A 14,033-nucleotide genomic window follows, 5' to 3' on the forward strand; every position below is an offset into this window, starting at 1 on the left:
GTCCTGCCCGACGCGGGACAGCAAAGCAGATCAGGACGAAGGCGTGGGCGGCGGGTGAGGGCGCATGCCGAACAGGAACCGCGTGAGGCGTGTTCTGCGCACCACGCACTCGTACAGCGCGAGGATCAGTGCCAGTGAACCCGTCACGATCATCACGTACTTGACGGGGATCGGCGCCGGCAGGCCCACCACGCCGTACGCCAGGGCCACCACGACCGGCTGGTGCAGTACGTACACCGGCAGGGCGGCGACCCCGAGGTACAGCATCGCGCGCGAGGGCGGCCGGGCCTCACGGGGCCGGTCCAGCAGACCGAGGATGGCCAACACCCAGCACCAGCCCGCCGCGCCGAACGCCGCCCGGGTGACCAGCGCGAAGGCGCTCCACTCGGTGAACGGGTCGGCGAGCGCAAGGAAGCCGGGCGCGGTCCCGGCGAACAGCGCCAGCCCGAGCAGGCCCACCGCGACCGCCGCCCGGCGCAGCGCGGCACGCACGCGCGGGTCGTCGGCGAGGGCGTAACCGAACAGGAAGAACACCAGGTACGCCCAGCGGTTCCAGCCCGCGAAGCCTTCCTCCATACCGAGGAAGGCATTGATCGCGGCGAGCGGCAGCGCGGGCAGTACGAGCAGCGCGGGACGCCTTGCCACCGCCCGCGACAGGGGCTCCGCCCAGCCGGCCAACGATGCCGCGACCGGGGCCAGGAGCAGGCTGAAGGCCAGCAGGAGTACGACGAACCACAGATGACCGGTCTCGAAGTGCTCCCCTTCGAGGACGAAGGGGAAGTCGGCCGCGTCCGGACGGACCGTGAGGAAACGCAACCAGAAGCGCGCGTACGACTCGTCGTACGCGGGGTCGGCGGCCCGCAGCCGCAGCCACTGGGGGAGCGGGCACAGGACGAGCGTGGCGAAGACCAGGGGAACACCCAGGCGCAGCAGGCGTTCACGGGCGAAGCGGGCGGATCCGCGGCGCCGGATCGAGTACCGGGAGCCGAGCCCCGCGACGAGGAACAGCATGGGCATCGCCCAGACCACGCCCAGCCCGGCGAGGACGGTGACGGCTCCGGTCGTCTCCTGGTTCTTCACATAGAAGTCGTCGTCCGGGGAGAAGACCAGGGCGGAGTGGAAGAAGACCAGCCCGAGGACGACGTACACGCGCAGGGCGTCCAGTTCCCCGCGCCGGGGACCGGTGGGCGGAATCCGCTGCTGGGCGCTCACCCGACCAGTCTGGGCGTCCGACGGGGTCCCGCCCAGAGGAAGGGCTGCCTCCGGCACCGTCCGCCGGAGGCAGCCCCCGCGCGCACCCGAAGCGGTCGGCCCTGCGCCTCAGTGCACGCCGTGCGGGCGGAACTGGATGCTGATGCGTGGTCCCGTCGCACGCGAGCTCTTGGGTATCGAGTGCTCCCAGGTCCGCTGGCAGGAGCCGCCCATCACGATGAGGTCGCCGTGGCCGAGGGGGCGGCGCAGCGACCTGCCGCCGCCCCGCGCGGGGCGCAGCAGCAGATCACGGGGGGCGCCCACGGAGAGGATGGCGACCATGGTGTCCTCATGTGCGCCTCGCCCGATGCGGTCGCCGTGCCAGGCGACGCTGTCCCGGCCGTCGCGGTAGTAGCAGAGCCCGGCCGTGGTGAACGGCTCGCGCAGTTCCTCGGCGTAGTGCGCCGAGAGCGCGGCGCGGGCCTCCGCCAGCACCGGGTGCGGGAGCGGGTCGTCGGCGCCGTAGTAGGCGAGCAGCCGGGGTACGACCACGACGTTGTCGTACATCCTGCGCCGCTCGGCACGCCAGGGGACCGTGGTGGCCAGCTGTTCGAACAGGGTGCCGGCCCCGCTGAGCCAGCCGGGCAGGACGTCGATCCAGGCGCCGTGGTCGAGCGGGGTCCTGCGGATCCCGGAGAGGGGCCCGAGCCGCAGCTCGTCGGTCTGGTCGAACAGGGAGCCCTGGAGGTGCCTGGTCATGCCCTCCAGCGTACCGCTTAATCGAAAATCTGTTCCCATTCGATCTTCCGGGGTGTTCTCCCAGCGGGCCTTCCGTGCATTCGCGGGCTCCGGGGTCTTTGGATGCATTGCTGTATCGGATACATTCATGCATCGAACGGAGGTGGGGGAGGAGATGACGACGGACGGCACGGCCAAGCGCGTCACCAAGCGCAGGGCCCGCACCCGGGCCAACCTCCTCGACGCCGCGTTCGCGGTGTTCGCCGCCAAGGGGTTCGGCCGGGTCTCCATCGAGGAGGTCTGCGAGGCCGCCGGGTACAGCAGGGGCGCCTTCTACTCCAACTTCGCCAGCCTGGACGAGCTGTTCTTCGCCCTCTACCAGCAGCGGGCCGACCTGATCGCGGAGCAGGTCTCCGGTGCCCTCGCCGTCGACGGGCCGGACCTGGACGTGCCCGCCGCGGTGGACCGGGTGACCGAGGTGCTGCTCCTGGACCGTGACTGGCTCCTTGTGAAGACCGACTTCCTGGTGCACGCCGCCCGTGAACCGGCCGTCGCGCGGACCCTGCTGGAACACCGCGCACGACTGCGCGGCGCGATCGCCGACCGGCTCGCCCGCGCGCGGGGGCACACCGCACTGCCGGCCGTGCTCGGCGACATCGAGGGCGCCGCCCACGCCGTGGTCGCCGCCTACGACGGCGTCACCACGCAACTGCTGCTGGACCAGGACGTCGAACGCGCTCGCGCCTGGTTGCAGCAACTGCTCACCGCGCTGCTCACCGACGGCAGCGACACCACCCAACAGCGCCACCACCTCATCGGGAAGGGACGGTCGCCATGGATGCCGACGTCATCGTCGTCGGAGCGGGACTCGCGGGCCTCGTCGCCGCGCACGAACTGACCAGCCGGGGCCGCAGGGTCGCGCTCGTGGACCAGGAGAACGCCGCCAACCTCGGCGGGCAGGCGTTCTGGTCCTTCGGCGGGCTGTTCCTCGTCGATTCCCCGGAGCAGCGGCGCCTGGGCATCAAGGACTCCTTCGACCTGGCCTGGAGCGACTGGCAGGGCAGCGCCCAGTTCGACCGGGTGGACGACGAGGACTCCTGGGCGGTGCGCTGGGCGCGCGCCTACGTGGAGTTCGCGGCCGGCGAGAAGCGGGCCTGGCTGGACGGGCACGGCATCAAGTTCCTGCCCACCGTGGGCTGGGCCGAGCGCGGCGACCTGCGCGCCCACGGCCACGGAAACTCGGTGCCCCGCTTCCACATCGCCTGGGGCACCGGCACGGGAGTGGTGGAGCCGTTCGTCCGGTACGCCGAGCAGGCCGCGCGCGACGGGCTGCTCGCGTTCCACCACCGCCACCAGGTCGACGAGCTGGTCATCGAACAGGGCAAGGTGCGTGGCGTGCGCGGCACGGTCCTGGCCGACGACGACTCGCCCCGCGGTGTCGCCTCCAACCGGGAGCGCGCAGGCGAGTTCGAACTGACCGCCCAGGCCGTCGTCGTCACCACCGGCGGCATCGGCGCCAATCACGAGATCGTCCGCCGCCACTGGCCCGAGCGGCTCGGCACCCCGCCCACCGAGATGGTCACCGGCGTGCCCGCCTACGTCGACGGGCGGATGCTCGACATCAGCGCGGAGGCGGGCGTACGCCTGGTCAACCGCGACCGCATGTGGCACTACACCGAGGGCCTGCAGAACTGGGACCCGATCTGGCCCGGCCACGGCATCCGCATCCTGCCCGGACCGTCCTCGATGTGGTTCGACGCCCTCGGCCGCCGGCTGCCCGACCCCTGCCTGCCCGGCTACGACACCCTCGGCACCCTCAGGCACCTGCGCACCGACGCGGCCATCGCCGGCCACGACCACTCCTGGTTCATCCTCAGCCAGAAGATCATCGAGAAGGAGTTCGCCCTGTCGGGCTCCGAGCAGAACCCGGACATCACCGCCAAGGATCGCGCCGGGTTCCTGAAGGAGCGCGTCCTCGGCAAGGGCGCCCCCGGACCGGTGGCGGCGTTCCTGCGCAACGGCGCGGACTTCGTGACCGCCCCGACTCTGGAGCAACTCGTCGAGAAGATGAACCGGTTGACGGACAAGCCGCTCCTCGACGCCGAGACCATCCGACGCCAGATCGAGGCCCGCGACCTGCAGATCGCCAACCCGTACAGCAAGGACGCCCAGGTCCAGGGCATCCGCAACGCTCGCCGCTACATCGGCGACCGCCTCGGCCGGGTCGCCACCCCGCACCGCATCCTCGACCCCGCGGCCGGCCCTCTCATCGGCGTCAAGCTGCACGTCCTGACCCGCAAGACCCTCGGCGGCATCCAGACCGACCTCGACTCCCGCGCGCTCGCGGCCGACGGGAGCCCCGTCGACGGGCTGTACGCGGCCGGAGAAGTCGCCGGCTTCGGCGGTGGCGGCGTCCATGGGTACAACGCCCTGGAGGGAACGTTCCTGGGCGGCTGCCTCTTCTCCGGGCGAGCGGCCGGCCGGGCCGCGGCCGAGCAGACCGCCTAGTGCAGGCCCGCCGAGCGGACAGCCCAGCGTTCGCTAACCCTCGCCGAGCACCCGGGCGAGCACGGCCGCGTGACTGTGCTCCGGGGTCTTGACCGCGGTCAGCAGCGTCACCGGCCCCTTGCGGGACAGCTCGCGCACGTGGTCCAGGAGCTCGGCCGCCTCCGGGGCGGCGAGCTCCGCCTCGTACCGCTCGCCGAACTCCTCGTACGACCCCTCGCCCGCGTGGTACCAGCGGCGCAGCTCGGTCGACGGGGTGAGGGCCTTGGGCCACTCGTCCACGCGTGCCGCGTCCTTCGACACACCGCGCGGCCACAGCCGGTCGACGAGCACACGGACACCGTCATCCGGCTCGGGCGCTTCCTGGACCCGGCGTACACGCACGCTCATGATCGGCCTTCCGGTGGGCGGGGCGTGCCGCGAGCGTACTGCCCCGGCCCGCCGGAGGCCGCTCGTGCGATTCCGTTCGGGTCGCCGGCGCCCGGCCGCTGTGCCGGATCGATCAGCGGGTCATCGACGAGGCGAGGACAGCGGTGTCCCGGCAGTCGAACCTTGGGGGCCGCTGCACCGCAGCGGCCGCTGAGGCCCTGATCCTGCCGGGACGGCTCCGCCCGCTTCCGCAGGGGAGTCAGCCGGCGCGGCGGGCCGCGGCCGTACGGCGCCTGAGCGCTCGCCGCTCCGTCTCGCTCGTCCCGCCCCACACACCTATGGACTGCCCCGTCTCCAGCGCGAACTCAAGGCACGGCTCCTGGACGGGGCAGCGCCGGCACACCGCCTTGGCCCGCTCGGTCTGGAACAGAGCCGGCCCGGAGGTGCCGATCGGATAGAAGAGGTCGGGGTCCTCATGGCGGCAGGCCGAGTGGTCTCGCCAGTCGTCCATCAAAGTCACCTGCGATCGTCGTACGTGCCCTCGGTGGATGCATTACTCGTTTTCGAGTCGCCTGTCGATACGTGAGTGAAACCCCGTCGGAGCCCAACGATTTCGGTCAGTGTTCGCGCATGCCCCACGGGGAGCCGTACGCGGTCAGCAGATCGAGGAAGGGCCGGGCCGGGAACGCCTCCGGACCCAGCACACCCGAGCCGGACCAGGCGCCGGTGGCGAGGAGTTCGAGGGCCACCACCGGGTTCACGGCCGTCTGCCACACCACGGCCTGGCTGCCGTACTCCGCCATCGACCACTGGTTGTCCACCACGTGGTACAGGTACACCTCGCGCGGCCTGCCGTCCTTGACGCCCCGCACCCAGGTCCCCGCGCAGGTCTTGCCGTGCATCCGCTCACCCAGCGTCGCGGGGTCCGGCAGACATGCCGCGACGACGTCCCGGGGCGACACCCGCACCGGTCCCGCGGCGCTCGGCACGGTCACCGGCTCGGTGCGGTCCAGACCCAGCAGGCGCAGCGTCTTCAGCGTGCGGATGAAGTCCTCGCCGAGGCCGTACTTGAAGGTCACCCGCCGCGCGTCGACCCAGCGCGGAACCAGCAGAACCTCCTCGTGCTCCACGTTCACGCACTCGACCGGGCCGATGCCCTCCGGAAAGTCGAACACCTCCGGCTCGCTGAACGGCTCGGTGGTGAACCAGCCGCGCCCCTTCTCGTAGACCACCGGCGGGTTGAGGCACTCCTCGATCGTCGTCCAGATGCTGAAGGACGGCGCGAAGTCGTACCCGTCGACGGTGAGGTTCGCGCCGTCGCGGACGCCGATCTCCTCGATCTCGTCGAAGAGCTCGTCGGCCGCGTACCGGGCGAACACGTCCGACAGCCCCGGTTCCACGCCCATGCCGACGACGGCCAGAGCCCCTGCCTTCTCCCAGTCGGCGGCCTCCTCGAACTGGGCGTCGCCCAGCTTCACGCCGCACTCCTCGTACGGTCGCTGCGGATGCGGCCGCGACAGCGACATCGCCATGTCGACATAGGTGGCCTCCGCCGCGCGCGCGGCACGGAACAGCGGCATCACGAAACGCGGGTCGGTGGCGTTGAGGAGCACGTCGCACGCGTGCCGCTCCAGCAGCGCGACCACCGTCGACTCGTCGCCGGCGTCGACGCGCTCGGCCCGGAACCGGGCGTCGCCGTCGAGGGCCGCCACAGCAGCCTCGGCCCGCCCGAGGTCGTAGTCGGCGACCACCATCGCCTCGAAGAACGGCCGCCGGGCGGCGATCCGGGTGACGGCGCTGCCCACTCCGCCGGCTCCCACGAGCAGTACACGCATGACAAGACTCCCTCGACTGAAGGTCTACGACGTGAACGGGGCCCCGCGAGAGATACAACGACGGCCGGTCACGTAAGGTCAATGGCGTTGGCATAAGGCCCACGGCCCGGGTGAGAGGACGGAGAGCGAGATGCCCAAGCCGGTCGTTCCGGAGGAGAAGAGGCGCCGGCGCCGTCCCACGAAGAGCGGCACCGTGCTCTCGGAGCGCCTGATCGTCGAGACGGCCCTGCGCATGCTGCGCGAACACGGCAGCGCCGGCCTCACCGCCCGCCGCCTCGGCCTGGCCCTCGACGCCGACCCGAGCACGCTGTACCGGTACTTCCGCGGCATGGACGACCTGACCCTCGCCATCGGTGACGCCCTCATCGGCCAGGCGCTGGAGGGCTGGCGGCCGACGGGGGAGTGGCGGGACGACCTGCGCGCCGTCGGGCTGCGTATCCACGCGGCGTACGTCGCCCATCCCCAGGCCGCCGTGCTGACCACGAACCGCGTCACCGGCCGGGCCAACGAACTGGCCGCCGACGAGGCCGTGCTGGACATCCTGCGTACCGCGGGGTTCCCGCTGCCGGACACGGTGCGCATCTACCACGCCTTCATCGACCAGACGCTGGCCTTCGCCGCCCTGGACGCCGCGTCGCTGACGCTGCCGAGCGCTTCGCTGCGGGCCGACGAGGACATGTGGCGCTCCACCTACGCGCGGCTGCCCCGCCGTACGCATCCGCGGATCGCCGAGGCGGCACCGCTGCTGGCGAACCGGATGGTGACCAGCGCGTATCCGACGGCCTTGGAGATGCTCCTGGACAGCGCCGCCGCCGAGCTGGCCACGCCGCGGTAGCGCCGTGCCGTGCCGTGCCGTCAGGCCCGCAGCGCCTGCGCCGCCGCGGCGGTCACCGCTTGCGTCACCGCGACCAGCGCCGGTGAGTCCAGCTTCCACTGCTGCCAGTACAGCGGGACGTCCACCGGCCGCTTCGGCGCGAGCTCCACGAGCCGGCCGTCCGCCAGCAGCGGCAGCGCCTGCACCTCGGGGACCAGACCCCAGCCCAGACCGGCGGTCACCGCCGCGAGGAACCCCTCCGACGTGGGCACGTGGTGCCGTACGGCACCCGCGTCGGCACGGCCGCGCCGCAGCCTGCGCACGAACGCGTCCTGGAGATCGTCGCTACGGTCGAACACCAGCACAGGCGCCCGCACCAGCGCCTCCCGCAGCGGACCGCCCAGATGCCGCTCGGCGAAGGCGGGGCTCGCCGCCGCGAGATAGCGCATCCGGCCCAGCGGACGCACCGAACACCCCGCCACCGGATCCGGCGACGAGGTCACCGCGGCCATCACCAGCCCTTCCCGCAGCAGCGTCGCCGTGCGGCTCTCGTCCTCGCGCCGCAGCTCGAAGCAGAGCGGAGGGTCCTCGGGCACACGAGTGAGCACCGGCAGGAACCACGTCGCCAACGAGTCGGCGTTCACCGCGATCGACACCCGGGTCACCTCCCCGGCGGCGCTCAGGCCCAGCTCGGCCCGAGCGTCGCGCTCCAGCCGGGCCAGCTGCCGGGCGAACCGGACGACGACCTCGCCCGACTCCGTCGGCCGCACCGGCTTGGTCCGCACGAGCAGCACCCGCCCCGTGCTCTGCTCCAGCGCCTTCACCCGCTGACTCACCGCCGACGGCGTCACATGCAGCGCCGCGGCGGCCGCGTCGAAGGTGCCCTCGTCCACCACCGCCAGCAGGGTCCGCACCTGGTCGAGGGGGAGCTCCGTCAGCTCGGTCCGCATCGGCCCTCCTTCACGAGAGCTAAGGATACTTAAGAATCTTTAGCTGTACTCGCAGTGATCCTCTCTCTAGCGTCGATGCCATGACCAACGCTCTGACCACCGTTGCCGCGGGATTCGGCACCGGCCTCTCCCTCATCGTCGCCATCGGCGCCCAGAACGCCTTCGTCCTGCGCCAGGGCATTCGCCGGGACGCGGTCCTCGCCGTCGTCGGCATCTGCGCCCTGTCCGACGCACTCCTGATCACACTCGGCGTGGCCGGCGTCGGCGCGGTGGTCGTGGCATGGCCCGGAATCCTGACCGCGGTCGCCTGGATCGGCGGGGCGTTCCTGCTCTGCTACGGCGCCTTCGCCGCCCGCCGGGTGTTCAGGCCGGGCGGTGCCCTCCTGACCGACGGTGACGCGGCCGGCTCACGGCGGCGCGCGGTGCTGACCTGTCTGGCGCTGACCTGGCTCAATCCGCACGTCTATCTCGACACCGTGTTCCTGCTCGGCACGGTCGCCGCCGACCGCGGACCGCTGCGCTGGACCTTCGGCCTGGGCGCCGTGCTCGCCAGCCTCTGCTGGTTCGCGGCCCTCGGCTTCGGAGCCCGGCTGCTGAGCCGGCACCTCGCCAAGCCCACGGCCTGGCGGGTGCTGGACGCACTGGTGGCCGTGACGATGCTCGCGCTGGGCGCCCTGCTGATCGCGGGCGCCTGAAGCAGGTCGCGCAAGGCCGTGAACAGGCATTCCGCGACACGCTTCAGCGGTCACCATCCGGTGAGCAGCAGATGGTTGAGGAGCAGCGTGAGCACCGCCTGGGCGGCGAGCCAGGCGCGGGCGCCCGTCAGGAAGGCACACGCGGGCAGCAGCCACACGGCGAAGGGAAGCCAGATGCGTTCGGTCTCCGCCTTGCTCATTCCGGACAGGTCGGCCACCAGCACGGCGAGCAGAGCGCCGGACACCAGCAGGGCGAGGCGGACGTCGGCGACCCGGCCGGCGGTGCCGCCGCGGCGCCGGACGAGGACCGCCCCGGCCCGCCGCAGCCCCGCCACCGTCGCCAGGCCGGTGACGAGCACCGCGCAGGCCGGGTTGGCCCACACCCAGTAGCCGTAGGGGCGGATGCCGCCCACGCCCTGGTGATAGCGCGTGACCAGCAGGTGGTACGCCTCCCACCAGTCGAACCCGGCGAGCGTGAACGCCGCCGGGACCACGGCCAGACCGGCGAGCAGCGCCACGAGCACCGCGGGGCGTTCGCGGACCCCCTTCCTGCCGAGCAGCAGGACCACCGCCCCGATCGGGGCGAGGAGCGTGAGACCGTACGACAGGTAGCAGGCCAGGCCGAACAGCAGCCCGGACGCCGCCGCCCGTCCCGGGGACCGACGGGTGACCGCCAGCGCCAGCAGCGCCACCGCCCACGCGGCCACCGCCGTGAAGTACGCGTCGGCCGAGGTGCCCATCCACACGGCGGCCGGTGCCAGGACGAGGAAGGGCGCGGCCCTGCGCGCCAGTGCCTCGTCGGCCAGGGCGCGGACCGTGACCAGCACCGCCACGCAGGCCGTCGCCCCCGCCACGATGCACCACATCCCGGCCCAGCCTCCGCCGCGCAGCCCGACCCGGTCCAGCAGGACGAAGGTGAGCGTGGCCCCGGGCGGGTGGCCGGCGACGTGGGCGGGCCAGTTGTCGGGGGACTGGAGCAGGATGTGGTCGACGAAGGTCCTCAGCGCGGCCGGGATGTCATGGAAGCGGTCGATCGCCCGCAGGTACTCGTGGCGGGTGGTGAGCCGCCCGGCGATGCCGCGGTGCCAGCCGTCGATCAGCGCGAGCGAACAGGTCCAGGCCGTGGCCGTGGCGAACGCGAGCGGCAGCAGCGCCCGCCAGGGAAGGCGGGCCGCGACGCAGGGGCCGTACGCCACGGTGGCGATCGCCACCAGGACCGCCGCCGGTGTGCCGGCGCCCAGGTGGGGGCCCCAGGACGCCAGCAGCGGGGGCCAGTCGACGAAGAGCGTGTGGCGGGACCCCTGGATGTGACGGCCGACCAGCGCGGCCGCCGTCACGAGCAGCACGGCGGCCCCGGCGGCGTACAGGTCACGTCGCGCCTCACGGCGGACGCCGGAGCGCGCGGGGCCGGGCTCGGCGGAGGTCAAGGTGCGGATCACACCGGAACGCTAGGCCGCACGGCCGGTCCCGGACCGCCGTCCGGGCCTGATGTCAGCGTTTCGTCATGGGTCGAGCACCCTTTCGCGGGGCGGCCCCGGCCTACCGTCGGGACATGCGCGACCCCGACACCCCACGGCTCCCCCTGCGAGCCGACCCCCGGCTCCCCTCCTCGCCCGGCTTCTGGCGCAGCCCGCTGCGCGGCCCCCGGTTCACCTCCGTGCTGGGTCTCGTCCTGCTCGCCGGCATCACGGTGCTGTTCGTGACCGGGCTGGTCTCGTACGCCGCCTACAACCCGAACCTGTCGACGGTGAACGACAAGACACCGGACAAGGGGATCCTCGGCTTCTACCTCTTCCCCTGGCCGACGAACCCGCACTGGCTGTACCGGCTCAACCAGGGCGTCCACGTCACCCTCGGCATCACCCTGATCCCGGTCCTGCTCGCCAAACTCTGGTCGGTGATCCCCAGACTGTTCGCGCTGCCACCGGCCCGCTCGATGGCGCACGCGCTGGAGCGCATCTCGCTGCTGCTCCTGGTGGGCGGGGCCCTGTTCGAGTTCGTGACCGGTGTGCTCAACGTCCAACTGGACTACGTCTTCCCCGGCTCCTTCTACCCGCTGCACTTCTACGGCGCCTGGGTGTTCTTCGCCGCCTTCGTGGCCCACGTGCTGCTGAAGATGCCCATCGCGCTGCGCAATCTGCGCCGACTGCGGGAGGAGGAGAACGACCTGGTGCCGCCGCGCCCCACCGAGCCGACCATCACCCGACGGGGCGCCCTGTGGTTCGTCGGAGGCGGCTCGCTGCTGCTGTTCGCGACGACCGTGGGGCAGAACTTCGACGCCCTGCGGCGCACCGCTCTGCTCGCACCGCACGGCGGCGGTGAACCCGGCGGTGGCCCGAACGGCTTCCAGATCAACAAGACCGCCGCGTACGCCGGGATCGACGCGGCTCGGACGGGCGAGGACGCCTGGCGGCTCGTCATCACCGGGCGCACGGGCACCGTCCGCCTCAGCCGCGCCCAGCTCGCCGAACTCCCCTTGCACAGCTCGGCGTTGCCCATCGCCTGCGTGGAGGGCTGGTCGACGTCGGACCAGTGGTGGCGCGGGGTGCGACTGCGCGACCTCGCGGCGCTCGTCGGGTACCAGGACGAACCGCCGGACGTGTTCGTCGAGTCCCTCCAGCGCAGAGGCGCCTTCCGGGAGGCCGCCCTGCGCGCCAACCAGGTGGCCGACCCGCGTTCGCTGCTCGCCCTGTACGTCAACGGCGAGGAGCTGTCCCTCGACCACGGCTACCCGGCGCGCGTCATCGTGCCCGCCGCGCCCGGTGTGCTCAACACCAAGTGGGTGGCCCGGATGACGTTCGGAGACCTGTGATGCGCCGACCGCGGATCCGTGTGGGGAGCCCCCTGACCCTCCTGCTGCTCGCCTGCTCGTTCGCACTCACCGGCTACGCGGGGGCGAGGCTGCTCGCCGACGACTGGTTCGGTGTGACCCTGTGGTTCGTGGGGGCCGCGCTGCTGCACGACCTCGTCCTGCTGCCGTTGTACGCGAGCGCGGACCGGGCGGTCGTGCGGGGCCTCGACGCGGCCGGGCGCCGCGCGTGGGTGCCGTACGTGCGGGTACCGACGGCCCTGTCCGGGCTGCTCCTGCTCGTGTGGTTCCCGCTGATCAGCGGGATGGTGGAGCGGCGCTACCGGTCCGCCACCGGGCTGCCCCCGGACGTGTTCCTCGCGCGCTGGCTGCTGATCACCGCCGTCCTCTTCGGCGCCTCGGCGCTGCTGCTGGCGCTGCGCCTGCCGCGGTTGCGCAGGGCGGCGAAGCACCGTCCGCCGGCCGTCCACTGATCGGCCCGCTCCCACCCCCGGGCGTGACGCAGCAGCGCCGGCGTGCCGAGCCGCGCCCAGGGGAAGGGGATGCCGGTCGTGCCGGTGCCGGTCAGGTCGACCACCTGCACCCGGGAGCGTTCGTCGATGTCCTCCGGGGCGGTCTCGGCCACCAGCAGGCCGCCGGGGCGCAGGAGGCCGGCCACCCGGTCCAGCAGGGCGCGTGGATCACCGCCGATGCCGATGTTGCCGTCCATGAGCAGGACGGTGCCCCAGCGCCCCTCGCCCGGCAACGGCTCGAACACCGAGCGCCGAAGCGCCTGGCCCCCGAGCCGTACCGTGCGGTCCACGGCTGCCTCACTGACGTCGATGCCGAGGACGGGCCGGCCCCCGGTGGCGAGTTCCGCGACCAGCCGTCCGGGACCGCACCCCACGTCGAGGACGGTGCCCTCGCATCGGGCCAGCACGTCCCGGTCGACCGCGTCGGCCCGAGCGCACCAGCGTTCCACGTCCAACGGCAGCAGCCAGCCGTCGGCCCGGCGCAGGAACAGTGGACCGTGGCCGGCACGCAGGGCGGCGGCGTAGGGGTCCGCGGCGGCCCACGCGAGGCCGGTGGCGGGCGGCGCGCTCACCGGGAACCGGCCGGGCGCGGTGCCGGTGCGGGGGCAGACGGGTGCTCCCGGGGGAGACCCGGCGGCGAGGTCTTCGGCCGGGGGGCGGGCTGTGCGCCGGCTCCTGTGGCCGGCGGTGGCGCCGATGGCCCGGCGATGGACCGCGTCGGATCGGGTCCCGTGGTCGGCGGCGCTCCTGGGTGCGGGGCCGGCCGCGGGTGCGCACTCGTGGTGGGTGGGGTGCCGGAGGCGGCTGCGGGACGCTGGTCGCGGTCGGCGGCGGGTGGGGTGCCGGCGTCTGTGCCGGGTATCGCGTAGGGGCCGGCCTCGGGTTCTGTGGCGGCCGGTGCGCTCGGGCCCGCCGGGGACGGCCTGCCGGGTTCCGTGACGGACCGCGTATCGGGTCCCGTGGCCGGCCGAGCGTCCCGCCCCCTGGCCGCCGTACACACTGCCAAACGCGCCGCGAAACGCCCTCGCGGAGCCAGCGCCGCCACCGCGTGGGCGTCGGCCGCGGTGTCCACGTCGCGCAGCCGGGGCAGGTCGCGCACACGCAGACCGGCCGCGACGAGCCGGTCGCGTTGGACCGCGCCCGTGGCGGAGGTCGACATCGGCACGCCCCGCAGCAGGGCGGGGTCGGGGCACGCCAGGCCGAGAGCCCAGAAGCCGCCGTCCTCCGCCGGGCCGAACCAGGCGTCGCAGTCGGCGAAGTCCACGGTGAGCAGCCCCGGCGTGACCTGCGGAGTGTCCATGCCGATGAGCAGGGCCGGGCCGGCGCAGCGGGCGAAGGCGTTCGCGAGCCGCTCGTCCAAGCCGCCGCTGCCCTGCGGGACGACGTCGAAGCCCGGCGGCAGCCAGGGGCCCGGGGCGCCGTCGAGGACGAGGACGCGCCGCGCGGCGGGTGTGGCCGCCACGGCGTGCAGGGTGTCCGCGAGGGCCGCCTCGGCCAGTTGAGCGGCCTGGTGGGGTGTGAACGGCGGGGTCAGCCGGGTCTTGACCCGGCCCGGCCGCGGTTCCTTGGCGATGACGAGGAGCGCGGGCGACACACGGGACGGGTTCGAGGCACT

General features: G+C 73.0%; 13 protein-coding genes and 1 pseudogene. 5 read left to right on the top strand and 9 right to left on the bottom strand.

Going from position 1 to position 14,033, the window contains the following annotated elements; translation table 11 throughout:
- Positions 1–30: 30 nt before the first annotated feature.
- Positions 31–1,212: an acyltransferase gene (locus ACFYNL_RS04150; RefSeq protein WP_388796069.1), complete on the bottom strand. Its 1,182-nt coding sequence runs from the start codon at positions 1,210–1,212 to the stop codon at positions 31–33.
- A 108-nt stretch (positions 1,213–1,320) separates the two neighbouring features.
- Positions 1,321–1,950: an alpha-ketoglutarate-dependent dioxygenase AlkB gene (locus tag ACFYNL_RS04155; RefSeq protein WP_388796072.1), complete on the bottom strand. Its 630-nt coding sequence runs from the start codon at positions 1,948–1,950 to the stop codon at positions 1,321–1,323.
- 127 nt (positions 1,951–2,077) lie between these two features.
- Between ACFYNL_RS04155 and ACFYNL_RS04160 the strand changes: the two genes are divergently transcribed.
- On the top strand, positions 2,078–2,827 hold the full coding sequence (locus ACFYNL_RS04160) for a TetR/AcrR family transcriptional regulator (RefSeq protein ID WP_388796075.1): 750 nt from the start codon (positions 2,078–2,080) through the stop codon (positions 2,825–2,827).
- A complete protein-coding gene (locus tag ACFYNL_RS04165) occupies positions 2,764–4,437 on the top strand; it encodes an FAD-binding dehydrogenase (RefSeq protein WP_388796078.1) in 1,674 nt (557 codons plus the stop codon). The genes ACFYNL_RS04160 and ACFYNL_RS04165 overlap by 64 nt, the downstream gene beginning before the upstream one ends.
- A gap of 33 nt (positions 4,438–4,470) precedes the next feature.
- Here ACFYNL_RS04165 and ACFYNL_RS04170 read toward each other — a convergent pair whose 3' ends face one another.
- The 3 genes from ACFYNL_RS04170 to ACFYNL_RS04180 form a co-directional block, all read right to left on the bottom strand.
- Complete coding sequence (locus tag ACFYNL_RS04170) at positions 4,471–4,824, bottom strand: DUF488 domain-containing protein (RefSeq protein ID WP_388796081.1); 354 nt, start codon at positions 4,822–4,824, stop codon at positions 4,471–4,473.
- 238 nt (positions 4,825–5,062) lie between these two features.
- Entirely contained in the window at positions 5,063–5,314 is a 252-nt protein-coding gene (locus ACFYNL_RS04175) for a WhiB family transcriptional regulator (protein ID WP_388796084.1), read from the bottom strand.
- A gap of 106 nt (positions 5,315–5,420) precedes the next feature.
- Positions 5,421–6,638 carry a saccharopine dehydrogenase family protein gene (locus tag ACFYNL_RS04180; RefSeq protein WP_388796087.1) on the bottom strand — a complete coding sequence of 406 codons (1,218 nt, stop codon included), beginning with the start codon at positions 6,636–6,638 and terminating at the stop codon, positions 5,421–5,423.
- 130 nt (positions 6,639–6,768) lie between these two features.
- On the opposite strand from ACFYNL_RS04180, the gene ACFYNL_RS04185 reads away from it, so the two are divergent.
- Complete coding sequence (locus ACFYNL_RS04185; protein WP_388796090.1) at positions 6,769–7,473, top strand: TetR/AcrR family transcriptional regulator; 705 nt, start codon at positions 6,769–6,771, stop codon at positions 7,471–7,473.
- Positions 7,474–7,493: 20 nt separating this feature from the next.
- Here ACFYNL_RS04185 and ACFYNL_RS04190 read toward each other — a convergent pair whose 3' ends face one another.
- Positions 7,494–8,402 (bottom strand): LysR family transcriptional regulator ArgP, encoded by a 909-nt coding sequence (locus ACFYNL_RS04190; RefSeq protein ID WP_388796093.1) that lies wholly within the window; start codon positions 8,400–8,402, stop codon positions 7,494–7,496.
- An 80-nt stretch (positions 8,403–8,482) separates the two neighbouring features.
- Between ACFYNL_RS04190 and ACFYNL_RS04195 the strand changes: the two genes are divergently transcribed.
- Positions 8,483–9,097, top strand: coding sequence for a LysE/ArgO family amino acid transporter (locus ACFYNL_RS04195; RefSeq protein ID WP_388796096.1), 615 nt, complete (start codon positions 8,483–8,485; stop codon positions 9,095–9,097).
- A 50-nt stretch (positions 9,098–9,147) separates the two neighbouring features.
- Here the strand turns inward: ACFYNL_RS04195 and ACFYNL_RS04200 are convergent, their stop codons facing one another.
- Positions 9,148–10,533 carry a hypothetical protein gene (locus tag ACFYNL_RS04200; protein ID WP_388797311.1) on the bottom strand — a complete coding sequence of 462 codons (1,386 nt, stop codon included), beginning with the start codon at positions 10,531–10,533 and terminating at the stop codon, positions 9,148–9,150.
- A 116-nt stretch (positions 10,534–10,649) separates the two neighbouring features.
- Between ACFYNL_RS04200 and ACFYNL_RS04205 the strand changes: the two genes are divergently transcribed.
- Positions 10,650–11,909, top strand: a complete 1,260-nt coding sequence (locus tag ACFYNL_RS04205; RefSeq protein ID WP_388796099.1) for a molybdopterin-dependent oxidoreductase — start codon at positions 10,650–10,652, stop codon at positions 11,907–11,909.
- A 316-nt stretch (positions 11,910–12,225) separates the two neighbouring features.
- Here the strand turns inward: ACFYNL_RS04205 and ACFYNL_RS04210 are convergent, their stop codons facing one another.
- Positions 12,226–12,990, bottom strand: coding sequence for a class I SAM-dependent methyltransferase (locus ACFYNL_RS04210; protein ID WP_388796102.1), 765 nt, complete (start codon positions 12,988–12,990; stop codon positions 12,226–12,228).
- A gap of 404 nt (positions 12,991–13,394) precedes the next feature.
- Positions 13,395–14,012, bottom strand: a pseudogene (locus tag ACFYNL_RS04215) (DUF2064 domain-containing protein); the annotation flags it as partial.
- Positions 14,013–14,033 lie beyond the last annotated feature (21 nt).

It is taken from the genome of Streptomyces sp. NPDC007808 (assembly GCF_042868655.1).
Taxonomy (GTDB): domain Bacteria; phylum Actinomycetota; class Actinomycetes; order Streptomycetales; family Streptomycetaceae; genus Streptomyces.